Below are 15,167 nucleotides of genomic sequence, written 5' to 3' on the forward strand. Positions count from 1 at the left end.
AAGGTTGGGCAAGAAGAAAATCCTTCAAACTTCTTATTAATGCATGCTATGAGTCCAAATGTAGCAGGTGTTATAGGTTCTGCGGTAGCAGCTGGTATATTACTTAAGTTCTTTGCTTAATTAATATATTGATTATAAAGCAAAATACACTTAGATAATCGATATTATCTAAGTGTATTTTTATTTTAAGAGGAAAGAGGAGATGGATATGTTTACAAAAATAGATAACGAAGATCCAAGATCAATAAGAGAAGTAGTTTTAGATGAACTTAGAAATGCTATTTTTGAAAATAGGTTAAAAGAAGGGGATAGGTTAGTAGAGAATATAATAGCATCTAGTATGGGTGTTAGTAGAACACCTGTTAGAGAGGCATTAAGACAGTTAGAAATTGAGGGCCTAGCAACAAGTATACCAAGAAAAGGAACGATTGTGATTGGAATATCTATAGAGGATGCTTTAGAGATTTATGATCTCAGAGAAGTATTAGAAGGCTTAGCTGCAAGACTTGCATGTCTAAATATCTCTAGGCTTGATATAAGAAGATTAAGAGATATAATTGAAGAGATGGAAGAAAGTATTGAAGATGCTCAAAGAGTTGAGGATCTTCATGTTAAATTTAATACTATATTACTTCATTCAAGTAAGAATAAGCGTCTAATTAATCAAATAGAACATATGTTTGAATATTTAAAAAGTCTAAGAAAGATAAGTTTAAGTACGGTTGAGACTAGAAGAATAGCCTTCGAAGAACATAAAAAAATAATGAGTGCTATAGAAAATGGAAATGAATCATTAGCTGAAGAAGAAGCTAGGAATCATATATTAAAAGCAAAAGAAAGGTTTATGGCTAGGTATAAAAATCAGTTAAGTGAGGTATTTTAATATATAAAGTAAATAGGCTTTAGAATAATTCTAAAGCCTATTTACTTTATATATGTATTTATAATTTACTTACAATGTTTTTTAGTGTGCCTTCTAGATCGGAACTAATCTCATCGACTCCATTATGAGTTATATTTATAATTTCCTTAGTCATTGGAAGCTCACCAAGAAGACTTATATTATTCTTTTTAAAGAATTTATCGTTTTCTTCACCAGCAAATAATTTTATTTTTTTATCGCAATCAGGGCATTGAATATAGCTCATATTTTCAACTACACCTAAAACATTTACATTTAGCATCTTTGCCATATTGATAGCTTTAGCAACTATCATAGATATCATATCTTGAGGAACAGATACCATAACAATACCATTTATAGGAAGTGATTGCATTACAGTCATAGCCACATCTCCAGTACCTGGAGGCATATCTATTAATAAATAATCAAGTTCTCCCCATAATACATTGCTATAAAATTGCTTTACAGCATTAGTAATCATAGGTCCTTTCCAAACTACAGGTTGCTCTTCTATATCTACCATATAGTTTATAGACATAGTTTTTATATTATCTTTATTAGCTACAGGATATATATCATTACCGTTAGACATAGCTCTTTCATCCTTTAAACCCATTAATCTAGGAATACTAGGTCCTGTAATATCAGAGTCTAATATACCTACTTTAAATCCCATATTTGTTAGCTGTTTAGCTAAAAGAGTAGTAACTGTTGACTTACCAACTCCCCCTTTTCCACTCATTATAGCGATAACTTTTTTTATATTGTTATAAGAATGGTTAACTACAGTACAATTGCTAGATTTTGTATTACAACTTCCTTTTGAAGGACATGAATTACATTTTGACATTTTAAATACCTCCGATGATTATGTAATTTATAATATACTTATACCCTATGATTACAAATAAAATCATATATTTTTATAATTAAAAATTTTAATTTAAAAAGATTATAAAAATAAATTAATAAAGCTATCTTATATTATAGATAGCTTTATTAATTTATTTAGTTTGATTATTATATTCATTAATAAGTTCTTTTTCACCGATTTCAACTAATTTTCTGGTTGCAATTCCACCTACATATGGAAATGCATCACTAGAAAAATTATTTAATTCACTAGATATTTCTAACTTATATTGTTGTAACGCTTTTTTTGCATTATTATCTATTAATTTATTATTCATAATATATCCTCCTTGTATATATTATTTATTTTTGACAAATCATAAATATTTATACAAGAGTATATTAAAAATATTAAATAGAGAAATAATAATAAATAAAAACGACAAAAAGAATAAAAAAATAACAAAATTCGAAAGAATATTCATGTTTTACTTGGATTTACTTTATAAAATAATATATAATAAGATGTTAAATAAAAAATTAGAGGTGAGCACATTTGGAATTAAATATTTTAAGTAGGCAAATATGGGCGATAAATAAAGATTTCCGTAGATATGCAGAAGATATATTAAAAGAACATAACATAACTTTAGTTAGTTTAAGATATTTGATTATTATAAAAAGGATGGATGGTTTAAATTTACAAGATATAGCATCTTTATTAAATGTAGATAAAGCGATTGTTACAAGAACTATAAAAAAATTAGTTGATCTAGGATTAGTTGATAAAGTTCAAGATAGTTCAAATAGTAGATCCTATAGTTTACATTTAACGAAAAAGGGTGATGAAACGGTTGATGATATCAAATCTATATTTAAAGATTGGTATTATCATGTAACAAGTGATTTTACAGAAAAAGAAAGACGTTTATATGAAAATTTTGTAGAGCGTATTTATGCTAATAGAATTCATAAAGATAATATATAAATCATTAAATATAAATAAAGTAAGCATATCTATTTTTAGATATGCTTATTTTATTTAGTGAGACATTTTAAATGTTTCGCAACTTGCATTTTCAAAACTTATATCCACGTGGCTAGCATTGCATGAACCACTTACATTATATGTACAATTTGATGCACTACAAGATATATTTTGAGTATTAGTTAAATTAGTAGTATCTGTAGAATAGTTAGAAAAGTTATAAGTATTTTTATCTTTAAAACTATTACAATAAGTTTCTGGGGTAATAGTAGCATCAAAACCTTCAACTTTTATATGTGAAGCATGACAATTATTATTTTTATTGAAAGTACAATTATAAGCTTGACAATTTAAATTACTATCCATAATAACCTCCTAAGACTGTATATTGAATCTTACAATTATATTATGTGAGAAATAAATAATTTTAATCTTAAATATGAAATTAGTTGAAATTTTAGCTGAGAAGATTTATAAATAAAATTATGCAAGGCATTGTAAATAAATCTAATAAAAATGCTCCGACTAAAGGAACAACTAAAAAAGCTTTTTCTGAGTAACCATACTTCTGACTTACAGATGTCATATTAGCAAGTGCATTAGGTGTAGCACCAAGTCCATGTCCAATCAATCCACTTATTATAATTGCTGCATCAAAATTTTTACCTAGAAATCTAAAACAAATTAATATAGCGTATAGAATTATAAATATAACTTGACAAGAAATTATAAATATAATTGGAGCAAATAAGTTTGATAGCTTTAATAAATCAACACTCATAAGGGCCATAGTCAAAAACATTCCTAAACATAGTTCACTTAAAAAATCTAATAATTGAAAATCAATTTTTATAATATTAAATCTATCATTTATATTTCTAAAAATAACAGCTATAAACATAGAACAGACAATAGTCGGTACTACAACATGAAATGTATTATAAATTAAATTCGTGATAAATTCTCCTAATACCATACATAATAATACTATTAATACCTGTTCAAAAAATAAATAAGGCGTTAGACCGAAATAAGATTTAGAAATACCTAAGATAGAATTATTTGAGATATTAAATGTTTTATTAGATGTAGGCTTTAACTTATATTTTTCTATTAAAAATTTAGCAGTAGGTCCCCCTAATATTCCACCTAAAATAAGTCCAATAGTGGCTGAAGCGATTCCCACACTAGAAGCAGACTTTATACCTAAGCTTTCAATAGTAGCACCAAACGCAGCAGCATACCCATGTCCACCCTCCATAGATATTGTTCCACACATTAACCCTAATAGTGGATGTATATTACAAACTTTAGATAATACAACAGTTAAAGTATTTTGACAAAATGCAAGTATACCACATAACAGCCAATATTTGAGTAATAGTTTACCTCCCTTTTTTATTAAAGAAAGGCTAACGCTAAGTCCTATAGCAGTAAAAAAGAATGACATAAATTTAGGCATAATTCTTGTGTCCATTGTTACATTAAATATGTTAAAGTAATTTAAAAATAAATATAAGAGACAGAAAAATACCCCCCCTATAACAGGTGAAGGAATACAAAGGCTATTAAATATTTTAATTTTATTTTTTAACATACTCCCAAATAAAAATAGTATTACTGCTAATAGAAAAGTATAGGTTGAATTAAGGTTTATATCAAACAAATAAGTTTCCTCCTTTAATTAGATTTGTACTAAATATATATTAAAGTTGTACAATAAATATTAAAAATTTATGTTGACAAAGATATAAAAAAAATATAAAATCTATACTAATATATTTGGTCGTATAACCCTAATAATAAGGCTTAGGGGTCTCTACCAGGAGCCGTAAATTCCTGATTACGAAGAAAGTTATGTGTTTGTATTTATACATTTTATTGACATGCTTTCTTTGTAGTCCGGAATTTTTTTATACATAAATATATAAAAATAAATAAATACATAACAATAAAAATAAATACATAATCATAAGAATAAATGAGGAGGATATAAATATGAGAAATTTACCAAAAGTAGAACTACATTGTCACTTAGATGGAAGTGTAAGGCCTGATACAGTAATAGATATAGCTAAAAAAGAAAATATATCATTATCATCATATAAAATAGAGGATGTAATTAAAGCTTTACATGTACCAAAAGGGTGTACATCATTAATAGAATATTTAAAAAGATTTGACTTACCGAATAAGATTATGCAAAGCAAAGAAAGCTTGAGTAGAATAACTTTTGAACTATTAGAAGACGCTTCTAAAGAAAATGTGAAATATATGGAAATTAGATTTGCACCTATGCTTCATACTAAAAAAGGATTAAGCATAAAAGAAGTAATAAAAAGCATTTTAGATGGTATGAATAAAGCCTGCGAAGAATTTGATATAAAATCTAATTTAATATTAGGGTGTATGAGGAATATGGGTGAAGAAGATGCAATAAGGGTTATAAATGAAGGGAAGGTATTTCTAGGTAAGGGGGTTGTAGCAGTAGATCTATGTGGTCCAGAAGAAGAAGGTTTTGCTTTAAAATATAAAAATGCGATAGATTTAGCTAGAAGTTATGGATATAGAGTTACAATACATGCAGGAGAAGGTGCCAGTGGAAGTAATGTAGTTGATGCAATTAAGTTATTAGGGGCTGAAAGAATAGGCCATGGTGTAAGGATAAAAGATACTAAAGAAGCTTGTGATTTAGTTAGAGAAAGTAATGTCACACTTGAAATGTGTCCAACAAGTAATATACAAACTAAAACTGTTGAATCAATAGAATCATACCCATTATATGATTTTTATAAGAATAATATAAAAGTATCTATAAGTACAGATAATAGAACCGTATCTAATATAGATCTTACGAATGAACTAAACTTAATTAAAAATGAATTTAACCTTACTATGAATGAATATAAAGATATATATTTAAATGCAGTAGAGTCTACATTTGCAGATGACAATACTAAAGAATGGCTAAGAACTTTGATTTAATTAAAAAGTGGCATAATGTAATACTTACAGTATGCCACTTAATATTATTTAGCTTTATTAATCATTTCTAAAAACTCATAAGCGGCATCTAAAAGATACTTTCCTTTATAATAGTCTAATTTTATATCGTCAAAATTACTAAATGCACGAACTGGTTTTGGTCTTTCGTTAAATATACCTAATATATTAAAATCTTTATCTAAAACAGTAATTATTGGCCATTTAGGATCTTCTAATCCTAAAAGAGGAGCTAAGAATTTTTTTCCTCTAGCCATAGAAATTACTGATATATTAAAGTTAGAATTAAGTTCAGTAAACTTTTTCAATACAGTAGCATTTAATTGATAATCAGGACACCAAATCTCTCCAGAAATCAAAAAGTTAATTTCTTTATTAATTTCGCTTATATTTAAAATCATTTCATCTGGTAAATTTATTCTTGAGTAATTTTTAGGGATTCTATCTCTTTCACTTCTAGTACCTTCTCCAACAGATGATTCGAAGCTAACACCAACATCAAATAACTCCTTAATTGTCATAGTTCTCATAGTATACCTCCAAATATGTAACCTTTATATAATATAGTATCATTTATAAAATTCTTTATCTACAAAAAATTATTAATATTAATAAAATTTATTACTTTTATATAAACTATAATAAAAAGTAAGGTCGTGTATATATGAATTATGAATTAGATAAAGTAAATAACTTATTAAAAAAGAAAGTAATTAACTATAAAGAGTTTAATGAACTTATAGGAAGTTATTATATATGTGATTTTGAAGAGTTAGAAGACAGCTATTATATATTAAAAGTTTTATCTCCACTTTATGAGTTAAGTAAATCTGAAAGTGAAAATTATTATACTAGCTTTGTACAGGTTGTCAAGTAAGTACAATATTTAGTATATTAATATTAAGAATGGAGTGATAAATTGGACATAAATACTATTCCTAAAAGCCCCGGCATATATATGATGAAAGATTATCAAGGTAATATAATTTATGTTGGTAAGTCAAAGAGTCTGAAAGATAGAGTTAAAAGTTATTTTATAAATTCAAATAATCATTCTAGAAAAATTAAAAGAATGATAAAGAATATAGATGATATTTCTATAATAACTACTGATACAGAATTAGATGCTTTAATTTTAGAGTGTGAAAAAATACATGAAATAAGGCCAATGTACAATACACTAATGAAAAAATATGAAAATTATAGATATATTAAAATAGATAAAGAAAAATTGATAATAGATGTCGTAAGCTATATAAAAGACGATAGAAGCATATATTTTGGACCTTATAGTATGGATAAAAAATTAGAAGAAATAAAAATGATTATTATAGATTTATTTAATCTGCCAAATTGTAAAAAATATAATAAATGTATAAGATATGATTTAAAGCAGTGTATAGCTACGTGTAGAAATAAAGAAAATATAAAAGAGTATAAAAGTTTATTAAATGAAGTAGAAGATTTCATAAATGGAAAAAATAGAAAATATATAGATTTACTTAAGGTTAAAATGTTTGAAGAATCTAAGGAATTAAACTTTGAAAAAGCTAATGAGATAAAAGTAAAGTTAGATCTACTTGATAGTATTATAAAAAAGCAACAAATTATAAATCAAATACATCAAAAGAATTTACTAATATGTTGGATAAAAATAAACGAATATAATTATAAAATATACTTGATTAACTATGGAAAAGTTTTATTTTCTAAAGTAGTAGATATTTCTAAAATAAATGATAAAATCAAAGAAGAGATTAATTTAAGTATAAGTAAAATAGTTTTAAAAGTAAAAAATAAAGAAGTAATAGATAAAAGTAAAATAGACTATATAAATATAGTCTATAATTATATAAATAAAAATGAAGACATTAATTATATCTATATAAATAGGAGACATTATGAATAAACCATTAATAATTGAAGAAACTAAATTATTTGTAAAAGATAAGCTTAAAAAAGATGGAACTGGACATGATTGGTATCATATTGAAAGAGTGTATAATATGGCAAAGTACATAGGAGAAAGAGAAAATGCAAATATGTTCATTGTTGAAATGGCAGCGCTTTTACATGATATAGATGATTGGAAGCTTTCAGATAGTTATAGTACAAGCCTTACAGAAAGCTTTTTAAAATCAGTAAGTGTAGATAAAGAAGATTTTGATGATATTATGAATATAATAAATACTATGTCATTTAAAGGTGGAGTAGTTAGTTCTAAACAAAATACTATAGAAGGTAAAATAGTTCAAGATGCTGATAGGTTAGATGCATTAGGTGCAATTGGAATAGCTAGAACATTTGCATATGGTGGTAGTAAAAATAGATTAATATATGATCCAAATATAGATCCTATAGAATTTAAATCACTAGATGAAGTTAAATATAAAGAAAATCATACTATTAATCATTTTTATGAAAAACTTCTTAAGTTAAAAGATTTGATGAACACAGAAATTGCAAAGGATATAGCTAATGAAAGGCATGAATTTATGGAGCAATTCTTACATAAATTTTATAATGAATGGAACTTTAAATAAAATTTTTAATTAATAATTGACTATAATATTTATACAAAGATTAATATAGAATTTGATATAGAAAAGGGATGGAAAAAGAGTATGAAAAACACTAAAATTCAAGATATTAAAACACTTGTAGAGACACCATTTGTGGGATTATATGAAGTAAATTATAAGAATAAACTAGGTGATGATAGAACTTGGACAGTCGCTTCAAGAAAAAATAGAAAAGAATTAAAAGAAATTTATTTAAATAATAAAGAAGATAAAATTGATGCAGTAGTAATAGCAGCATATCATAAAGATACAAATAAATTAGTTTTAATAAAACAATTTCGAGTGCCAATAAACGACTATATATATGAATTACCAGCAGGGTTAGTTGACAATGATGAAAAAATGGAGGAAGCAGTAAAAAGAGAGTTAAAAGAAGAAACAGGACTAGAATTGGTGAAAATTAATAGTATAAGAAGTAAAAGTAAGATATACTTATCACCTGGTATGACAGATGAATCTGTAGCATTTGTAAATTGCACATGTAAAGGTGAGATAAGTGATGAATTTTTAGAGGAAGATGAAGAAATAGAAGCTATTTTGGTTTCACAAGAAGAAGCAAAAAGTATATTGCAAGGAAATGAAGAAATAGATATAAAAGCGTTTTTAATATTACAAATGTTTGCAGAAATTGGAGAAAATTTATTCCTTTAATATAAAAGGATATAATAAAAGTTTGTCCTAATTATTATTGTATGTATAAAAATAATTAGGAGGGGTATGCATTGGAGGGTAAGAGCAAAATAGCTGTAATTTATAAATCTAAATACGGCAGTACAAAAAAATATGCCGGTTGGATAGCTATAAAATTAGATGCAGACTTATATGAACTTTCAGATATAACAAGTGGGGATTTACCGGATTATGAGACTATAATATATGGTTCATCATTACATATTGGAAAAATAAAAGGATTAAACTTTATAACTAAAAACTATGAGAAAATAAAAAATAAAAATATAATAATATTTGCAGTAGGTTTAGCTAAAGACAGTGAAGGCACAATAAAAAATATAAAAGAGATTAACTTTAGTGAAGAGTTTTCTAAGACTGCAAACTTATTTTATTTAAGAGGTCAACTTGATTATAAAGATATGACTTTAGTAGATAAATTGCTAATGAGAGGATTAAAGAAATCATTAGAAAAGAAAAGTCCTAATGAATTAGATAATGATGATAAGTTATTATTAGAATCTTTTTTTGATAAGATTGATTATACTGATAAAAATTCAGTTTATCCAATTATTGAGTATGTTAATGGAAAATATACCAAAAATAATGAATAAATAAGAGTGGATGTTTCAATATTAAAAATTGAATCATCCACTCTTATTTTATTAATATAATTATATATAGATGATTTAGTATTAATTGAAATTTATTTACTTAAATTCAAAAATAATATTATAAAACATGTTGCATTATCAAAATGATAATAATATAATGAAAGTGTAATTATCATTTTGATAATAAATAAGGGGGATATAATTATGGTATATGAATATGTTCTAAATTTAATAGGTAATACACCTATAATTAGATTAAATAAATTAGGCTTTCCTAATGTTTATGTAAAATTAGAAAAATATAACTTAGGAGGGAGTATAAAAGATAGAGCCGTATATGGAATGATAAAAGGAGCAGAGGAAAGAAAAGCATTAAATAAAGGTGATGTATTAGTAGAAGCTACTAGTGGAAATACGGGCATAGCTCTTGCAATGATAGGTAAATTAAAAGGATATAATGTAATAATAGTAATGCCAGAAACAATGAGTATAGAACGAAGACAATTAGTTAAGGCCTATGGTGCGCAACTAATATTAACAGAAGGCTCAAAAGGAATGAATGGAGCGGTGGAGAAGGCCAATGAACTTTTAAATTCAAATCAAAACTACAAGAGTTTAGAGCAGTTTGATAATTGTGATAATCCAAAAAGTCATTATCAAACTACAGCTGTAGAAATATATGAAGATATTCCAGATATAGACATATTTACTTGTGGAATAGGAACTGGGGGAACTCTTACAGGTGTAGGTAAATACCTAAAAGAAAAAGACTCAAATATAAAGGTAATTGGGGTAGAGCCAAAAAGTTCTCCTCTTATAAGCGAAGGTAAATCTGGCGCACATAAAATACAAGGTATAGGAGCAAACTTCATTCCTAAAAATTTTGATAGAAACATATGTGATGAAATTTTAACTGTAAAAGATGAAGATGCATTTGAAATGATTAGAGTTTTAGGAGAAAAAGAAGGTATACTAGTGGGAATATCCTCAGGAGCAAATATATTTGCTGCAATTGAGTTATCAAAAAAATTTAAAGATAAAAAAATAGTTACAGTAGCACCAGATGGAATAGATAAATATATGTCTATGGGAATATTTTAATTCTAAAAGAGAGGTTGATAAAAAGTGTTTTATCATATAAAAAAAGATCTAGAGTATATAATACTTCATGATCCAGCTGCTAAAAGTAAATTAGAAATATTTTTGCTATATCCTTCAGTTCATGCAATGATAATGTATAGAATTTCAAACTATTTATATAAGAAAAAAAGATTTTTCATTTCAAGGTTCATATCTCAATTATCCAGACATATGACTGGAATAGAGATACATCCAGGAGCAACTATAGGTGATGGAATTCTAATAGATCATGGTATGGGAGTTGTTATAGGAGAAGCAACGGTAATTGGAGATAGAGTTACTATATATCAAGGTGTAACCTTAGGTGCAACTGGAAATGAAAAAGAATGGAAGAGACATCCAAATATAGGGAATGATGTTATTATTGGGTCTGGAGCAAAAGTACTAGGACCTATAAATATAGGTAATAATGTTAAAGTTGGGGCTAACTCAGTAGTATTAAAGGATGTGCCTAATAATTGTACTGTAGTAGGAATACCAGCTAAGATAATACAATCTAAAGAGTTAGAGCATTTAATAGCAATTGATTGTTAGTAATAAAAAATACCTAAAGTTTTTATTTAGGTATTTTTTTTTTGCTTATGGAAATAATAAATTTTGTAAAATATAAATAGGAGGAATTGTATATGAAAGCAAAAGTAGATCAAGATACTTGTATAGGGTGTGGAGTTTGCCCATCAGTTTGCCCAGAAGTTTTTGAAATGAAAGATGATGGAAAATCTCATGTTATAGCAGATCCAGTTCCTGGAGATTGTGAAGATTCTGCTAAAGAAGCAGCTGAAAGTTGTCCAGTGGATGCAATAACAGTTGATTAATTTAGAAATAGATAAAAAAAGACATAGCAAGTTGTTATGTCTTTTTTTATCTATTTCTTGTATTATAAAAAGTATTAGAGTATATTATCATTAGAAAATTATTAAATTAGGAGAAAGAATATGTATTTTACTTATATAATTAGGTGTAAAGATAATTCTTTATATACAGGATATACTAGTGATATAAAAAGAAGAATGAAAGAGCATGAAAAAGGTATAAATTCAAAGTATACGAGATCAAAAGGTTTTGAAAAGTTAGAGGTTTATTTTGAAAGTGATACAAAAAGTAAGGCAATGAAATTAGAAAATTATATAAAAAAATTAACAAGAAAGAAAAAACTACTAATCATAGAAAATCCTATATCATTATTCCAAGAATTAGAAAATCATAAAGAATATCGGCTAGGGAAAATGTATAATATTAAATGAGAATATAAAAAAATAGGTAAACATTTTAAATATTTACCTATTTTTAATTTTAAATCTTATTTATTTCTTATAAGGAACTTTTTTAGGTTTTACAGTTTTATTTTGAGGTGTCAAAACTACACCAGTTGGTCCAGTCGGACCAGTTGGCCCCATTGGTCCAGTCGGACCTTGAGGCCCCATAGGACCAGTAGCACCTTGAGAACCTATACCTTGAGAGCCAGCAGGACCTTGAGGACCTATAGGACCGGTAGCGCCTTGAGAACCAGCAGGACCTTGAGGACCCATAGGGCCGGTAGCACCTTGAGAACCAGCAGGACCTTGAAGACCCATAGGACCAGTAGAACCTTTAGGACCAGCAGGACCTTGAAGACCCATAGGACCAGTAGCGCCTTGAGAACCAGCAGGACCTTGAGGCCCCATAGGACCAGCAGGACCTTGAGGCCCCATAGGACCAGTAGAACCTTTAGGACCAGCAGGACCTTGAGGCCCCATAGGACCTTGAATACCTACACTACCGGTATTGCATAATGGATTTATATAAATTTCTTTTCCTAAATCTACATATTGTATTGTACTTAGTTTTATATAGATAGGTCCCTTACCAGAAGATGTTTTTCCCATAACAACACATTGATTAACTTGGCAAATTCTTAATCTAAGAATACAATCACTATTTTCTAGTTTTAAACCAACAACTTTACCAATAGAGCAACGCAAAATATTAAATACTTGAAAATCTTCACAGTTAGCAGGAATTACAAACATTGGGCAAAATGAAGATTTTGTCTTACCAGAGCAATAAACTTTTTTATTTTTATAACTCTTCTCTCCCTTTAATTCCTTACATGAAGATATGTTAGAACATTTGCATTCGCATGAATTATTTTTATTTATACAATTTCTATTCATAATATAACACTCCATGTTAATTTTTTAGTAGTATTTTTTAATACCTACGTACTATATTTATATGATAAAAAATGTAAAATGGGACAATATGTATATTGGTTTTTTACACTCTATACAAATAAGGGATATAAAAAAGGAGGAAAAGATAAAATAATGTAGTATTTATAATAAAAGAATTTTGGAGGTCATTTTTATGAATGAATCTATAAAAAATATTGAAGGGATAAATAATAAAGAGTATAAAGAATTAATTAAAGAATATGTTGATATTATAGAACGAAGAGATAATTTAATGTTAAAAAAGCAAATGTATTTAGATGCTAAACATATAATAGCATCTTATGATTTAATGAAAGAAGAGTTATCTATAAAAATGAGAATAAAAAAATTAAATATAGAAAGAAATATGATTAAATCTAGTATTAAGTTACAAAAACCTTTAGATAAAGAGAAAATTGATTACTTAATAAACAAAGAAATAGCGCCTTTAGAAGAATATCTTGAAGGTATAGATAACTTAGCTGATGATGCTAAATACTGTATATATAGATATGAAGAATATAATAATTATAATCATGAAGTTTCAGACTTATATAAAAAATTAATCATAAGGATAAGTCCAGTATTTAATTACATGAATTCTAATAAAGAAAAGCTATGGAGGAAAATAGAATTATCTTATATATATAACGATTTAAATAAATTAAAAATTATATCTAATATTATTGAAGATAATCATAAGATAAGTAAAAATTATACTAAAGAAGAACTATATGAAAATATAAAAGATTTAAATAATGAGATAAATTCAATGAAAGAAATTTATCCTTTTAATGTAGAAGAATATATAAATGATAAGTCTTATATGAATAAATATAGAAATGAAATAATAAATAGAATTATAGAATTGAAAGAGGATGAAAGAATGTTAAAAATAGAATTAAATATATTAAAGAGTAAGGTTTGAATAGAATAACCTATTATTAATGAAAAAATTAATAATAGGTTATTTTTAGTTAAAACCATATAAACTATAATATGTTAAAAGTAAGTTTACCATTTTACTATAATTTTCTGTACCTTCTTTTATACCATTAGACTTTAAATAAGAATTATTAATATTATCAGATATTTCATTTATTTTACCACTATATTTGGACCAAAACTTACTATTATATTTAATATCATTAATAACTTCATTTGATAGATTCTGATTTAGTTTTGTATAAGCATTAAAGTCGATATTTTTTAGGGTTAAAGCAGTATATGATAGAGCTAGCCTATAGCCTGAGTATACAAAATCTTTATCAGGATGGTTTATGGCACTTAAATAAGCTATAAAATTAGCTTCATCTTCACTTGCATATCCTCTTTGATGAGCCATTTCATGTAGTATTGTAGATGAAAGAGAAGTATGAGGTATAGCTATATTAACATTTGATTCTCCTGTAAATGGAAAGTATATACCTGTAATACCTGTATAGCACATAAGTTTTGAAGATAAAATATATTTAGGATTACTGTACTTTCCATCTAAATTAGGAATTATATGAGATATGGCATCAAAACCTAAATGAGCTCTGTTAATAGTATTTTTATAGTTTACTATATTATTTTTATCATTTACAGCTAAGTTTTTGCTTTCATTAGTTTTTTCTATTAAAAATTCATATAGTTTCTTTAAATCTGATATATCATGATTTATCCTTGTTAAGGAGGTATTATTATTGATATTATATTGTCTTATTAAAATAGATTCTAAAGGTAATTTATTATAATTTAATCCCCATAAAATTATAAATAAAAAATATGTAATGGAGATTAGTGATAGTATATTAAATATAGATGATTTAATAAATCTTATAAGCTTAGATCTATGATTTATAATAAGATGTAATGTATAAATAAAGAATATTATTATAGACATAATAATTACATACACTATAACTTCATAAATGGAAAATGGGAAAATACCACTTAAATTGCTTAAAACTTGAACTATAATTTTATTGAAACATTGTGTATAGTATTTTTCTATGAATAATGGATTTTTTGAAGCTACATAGTTAAGTAAAATAGAAATTGGAAAAAGTAAAAAAATAAAGACTTTATTTCTTTTTTTCATATATCTATCTCCTAAATTTATTATATAATACATTATAATTGAAATACAAAAAAAGGAATAGAATTTTATATGTTAAACTTTATAATAAGTTAATAATAGGTTATAATAAATAAAAGGATATTTAAGGAAGGTAATTT

21 protein-coding genes and 1 riboswitch are annotated in these 15,167 nt (G+C 26.0%); of the genes, 14 read left to right on the forward strand and 7 right to left on the reverse strand.

Going from position 1 to position 15,167, the window contains the following annotated elements:
* On the forward strand, positions 1–120 hold a 120-nt coding region (locus tag I2A66_RS17790), incomplete at its 5' end, for a sodium ion-translocating decarboxylase subunit beta (RefSeq protein ID WP_195251511.1).
* Between the two features lie 88 nt (positions 121–208).
* Entirely contained in the window at positions 209–883 is a 675-nt protein-coding gene (locus I2A66_RS12915; protein WP_243238728.1) for a GntR family transcriptional regulator, read from the forward strand.
* A 58-nt stretch (positions 884–941) separates the two neighbouring features.
* On the opposite strand, the gene I2A66_RS12920 is transcribed toward I2A66_RS12915, so the two are convergent.
* Both I2A66_RS12920 and I2A66_RS12925 read right to left on the reverse strand, forming a co-directional pair.
* Entirely contained in the window at positions 942–1,754 is an 813-nt protein-coding gene (locus tag I2A66_RS12920; protein ID WP_195251795.1) for an Mrp/NBP35 family ATP-binding protein, read from the reverse strand.
* 154 nt (positions 1,755–1,908) lie between these two features.
* Positions 1,909–2,094: a small, acid-soluble spore protein, alpha/beta type gene (locus I2A66_RS12925; RefSeq protein ID WP_122641179.1), complete on the reverse strand. Its 186-nt coding sequence runs from the start codon at positions 2,092–2,094 to the stop codon at positions 1,909–1,911.
* A 218-nt stretch (positions 2,095–2,312) separates the two neighbouring features.
* On the opposite strand from I2A66_RS12925, the gene I2A66_RS12930 reads away from it, so the two are divergent.
* Positions 2,313–2,744, forward strand: a complete 432-nt coding sequence (locus tag I2A66_RS12930; protein ID WP_122641178.1) for a MarR family winged helix-turn-helix transcriptional regulator — start codon at positions 2,313–2,315, stop codon at positions 2,742–2,744.
* A 54-nt stretch (positions 2,745–2,798) separates the two neighbouring features.
* Here the strand turns inward: I2A66_RS12930 and I2A66_RS12935 are convergent, their stop codons facing one another.
* Positions 2,799–3,110, reverse strand: a complete 312-nt coding sequence (locus tag I2A66_RS12935) for a DUF1540 domain-containing protein (protein ID WP_147515978.1) — start codon at positions 3,108–3,110, stop codon at positions 2,799–2,801.
* A 91-nt stretch (positions 3,111–3,201) separates the two neighbouring features.
* Positions 3,202–4,410: a sodium/glutamate symporter gene (locus tag I2A66_RS12940; protein WP_195251796.1), complete on the reverse strand. Its 1,209-nt coding sequence runs from the start codon at positions 4,408–4,410 to the stop codon at positions 3,202–3,204.
* 100 nt (positions 4,411–4,510) lie between these two features.
* Positions 4,511–4,610, forward strand: a riboswitch (purine riboswitch).
* 132 nt (positions 4,611–4,742) lie between these two features.
* Between I2A66_RS12940 and add the strand changes: the two genes are divergently transcribed.
* Complete coding sequence (gene add, locus I2A66_RS12945) at positions 4,743–5,729, forward strand: adenosine deaminase (RefSeq protein WP_147515979.1); 987 nt, start codon at positions 4,743–4,745, stop codon at positions 5,727–5,729.
* A 44-nt stretch (positions 5,730–5,773) separates the two neighbouring features.
* Here add and I2A66_RS12950 read toward each other — a convergent pair whose 3' ends face one another.
* The gene (locus I2A66_RS12950) at positions 5,774–6,277 is read right to left on the reverse strand and encodes a thioredoxin family protein (protein WP_147515980.1); all 504 of its coding nucleotides are present in this window, start codon (positions 6,275–6,277) and stop codon (positions 5,774–5,776) included.
* Between the two features lie 134 nt (positions 6,278–6,411).
* On the opposite strand from I2A66_RS12950, the gene I2A66_RS12955 reads away from it, so the two are divergent.
* The 9 genes from I2A66_RS12955 to I2A66_RS12995 all read left to right on the forward strand — a co-directional run bounded on the left by I2A66_RS12955 (position 6,412) and on the right by I2A66_RS12995 (position 11,996).
* Entirely contained in the window at positions 6,412–6,624 is a 213-nt protein-coding gene (locus I2A66_RS12955) for a hypothetical protein (protein WP_122641173.1), read from the forward strand.
* An 81-nt stretch (positions 6,625–6,705) separates the two neighbouring features.
* Complete coding sequence (locus I2A66_RS12960; protein ID WP_195251798.1) at positions 6,706–7,656, forward strand: GIY-YIG nuclease family protein; 951 nt, start codon at positions 6,706–6,708, stop codon at positions 7,654–7,656.
* Positions 7,649–8,290, forward strand: a complete 642-nt coding sequence (locus tag I2A66_RS12965; protein WP_122641170.1) for an HD domain-containing protein — start codon at positions 7,649–7,651, stop codon at positions 8,288–8,290. The genes I2A66_RS12960 and I2A66_RS12965 overlap by 8 nt, the downstream gene beginning before the upstream one ends.
* An 81-nt stretch (positions 8,291–8,371) precedes the next feature.
* Positions 8,372–8,980: an NUDIX hydrolase gene (locus tag I2A66_RS12970; RefSeq protein WP_122641169.1), complete on the forward strand. Its 609-nt coding sequence runs from the start codon at positions 8,372–8,374 to the stop codon at positions 8,978–8,980.
* A 71-nt stretch (positions 8,981–9,051) separates the two neighbouring features.
* Positions 9,052–9,612 carry a flavodoxin domain-containing protein gene (locus tag I2A66_RS12975; protein WP_122641168.1) on the forward strand — a complete coding sequence of 187 codons (561 nt, stop codon included), beginning with the start codon at positions 9,052–9,054 and terminating at the stop codon, positions 9,610–9,612.
* A gap of 204 nt (positions 9,613–9,816) precedes the next feature.
* Complete coding sequence (cysK, locus tag I2A66_RS12980; protein ID WP_195251799.1) at positions 9,817–10,713, forward strand: cysteine synthase A; 897 nt, start codon at positions 9,817–9,819, stop codon at positions 10,711–10,713.
* A 24-nt stretch (positions 10,714–10,737) separates the two neighbouring features.
* Entirely contained in the window at positions 10,738–11,286 is a 549-nt protein-coding gene (gene epsC / locus I2A66_RS12985; protein ID WP_122640395.1) for a serine O-acetyltransferase EpsC, read from the forward strand.
* A gap of 92 nt (positions 11,287–11,378) precedes the next feature.
* The gene (locus I2A66_RS12990; RefSeq protein ID WP_122640394.1) at positions 11,379–11,567 is read left to right on the forward strand and encodes a ferredoxin; all 189 of its coding nucleotides are present in this window, start codon (positions 11,379–11,381) and stop codon (positions 11,565–11,567) included.
* A gap of 120 nt (positions 11,568–11,687) precedes the next feature.
* Entirely contained in the window at positions 11,688–11,996 is a 309-nt protein-coding gene (locus I2A66_RS12995; RefSeq protein ID WP_122640393.1) for a GIY-YIG nuclease family protein, read from the forward strand.
* Positions 11,997–12,056: 60 nt separating this feature from the next.
* Here I2A66_RS12995 and I2A66_RS17675 read toward each other — a convergent pair whose 3' ends face one another.
* Positions 12,057–12,905, reverse strand: a complete 849-nt coding sequence (locus tag I2A66_RS17675) for a hypothetical protein (protein WP_330615478.1) — start codon at positions 12,903–12,905, stop codon at positions 12,057–12,059.
* A 193-nt stretch (positions 12,906–13,098) separates the two neighbouring features.
* Here I2A66_RS17675 and I2A66_RS13005 point away from each other — a divergent pair, with 193 nt between their 5' ends.
* Positions 13,099–13,872 (forward strand): hypothetical protein, encoded by a 774-nt coding sequence (locus tag I2A66_RS13005; protein ID WP_147515983.1) that lies wholly within the window; start codon positions 13,099–13,101, stop codon positions 13,870–13,872.
* A 45-nt stretch (positions 13,873–13,917) separates the two neighbouring features.
* Here the strand turns inward: I2A66_RS13005 and I2A66_RS13010 are convergent, their stop codons facing one another.
* Entirely contained in the window at positions 13,918–15,030 is a 1,113-nt protein-coding gene (locus tag I2A66_RS13010; protein ID WP_147515984.1) for a DUF3810 domain-containing protein, read from the reverse strand.
* Positions 15,031–15,167 lie beyond the last annotated feature (137 nt).

It is taken from the genome of Romboutsia sp. 1001713B170207_170306_H8, from assembly GCF_015550495.1.
Classification (GTDB): domain Bacteria; phylum Bacillota; class Clostridia; order Peptostreptococcales; family Peptostreptococcaceae; genus Romboutsia_E.

Bases quoted from the DNA above. Each gene is read 5' to 3' on its own strand.
- I2A66_RS12915 (WP_243238728.1), top strand. From the start codon at position 209: ATGTTTACAAAAATAGATAACGAAGATCCAAGATCAATAAGAGAAGTA.
- I2A66_RS12920 (WP_195251795.1), bottom strand. From the start codon at position 1,754: ATGTCAAAATGTAATTCATGTCCTTCAAAAGGAAGTTGTAATACAAAA.
- I2A66_RS12925 (WP_122641179.1), bottom strand. From the start codon at position 2,094: ATGAATAATAAATTAATAGATAATAATGCAAAAAAAGCGTTACAACAA.
- I2A66_RS12935 (WP_147515978.1), bottom strand. From the start codon at position 3,110: ATGGATAGTAATTTAAATTGTCAAGCTTATAATTGTACTTTCAATAAA.
- add (WP_147515979.1), top strand. From the start codon at position 4,743: ATGAGAAATTTACCAAAAGTAGAACTACATTGTCACTTAGATGGAAGT.
- I2A66_RS12950 (WP_147515980.1), bottom strand. From the start codon at position 6,277: ATGAGAACTATGACAATTAAGGAGTTATTTGATGTTGGTGTTAGCTTC.
- I2A66_RS12955 (WP_122641173.1), top strand. From the start codon at position 6,412: ATGAATTATGAATTAGATAAAGTAAATAACTTATTAAAAAAGAAAGTA.
- I2A66_RS12960 (WP_195251798.1), top strand. From the start codon at position 6,706: ATGATGAAAGATTATCAAGGTAATATAATTTATGTTGGTAAGTCAAAG.
- I2A66_RS12965 (WP_122641170.1), top strand. From the start codon at position 7,649: ATGAATAAACCATTAATAATTGAAGAAACTAAATTATTTGTAAAAGAT.
- I2A66_RS12970 (WP_122641169.1), top strand. From the start codon at position 8,372: ATGAAAAACACTAAAATTCAAGATATTAAAACACTTGTAGAGACACCA.
- cysK (WP_195251799.1), top strand. From the start codon at position 9,817: ATGGTATATGAATATGTTCTAAATTTAATAGGTAATACACCTATAATT.
- I2A66_RS12990 (WP_122640394.1), top strand. From the start codon at position 11,379: ATGAAAGCAAAAGTAGATCAAGATACTTGTATAGGGTGTGGAGTTTGC.
- I2A66_RS12995 (WP_122640393.1), top strand. From the start codon at position 11,688: ATGTATTTTACTTATATAATTAGGTGTAAAGATAATTCTTTATATACA.
- I2A66_RS17675 (WP_330615478.1), bottom strand. From the start codon at position 12,905: ATGAATAGAAATTGTATAAATAAAAATAATTCATGCGAATGCAAATGT.
- I2A66_RS13005 (WP_147515983.1), top strand. From the start codon at position 13,099: ATGAATGAATCTATAAAAAATATTGAAGGGATAAATAATAAAGAGTAT.
- I2A66_RS13010 (WP_147515984.1), bottom strand. From the start codon at position 15,030: ATGAAAAAAAGAAATAAAGTCTTTATTTTTTTACTTTTTCCAATTTCT.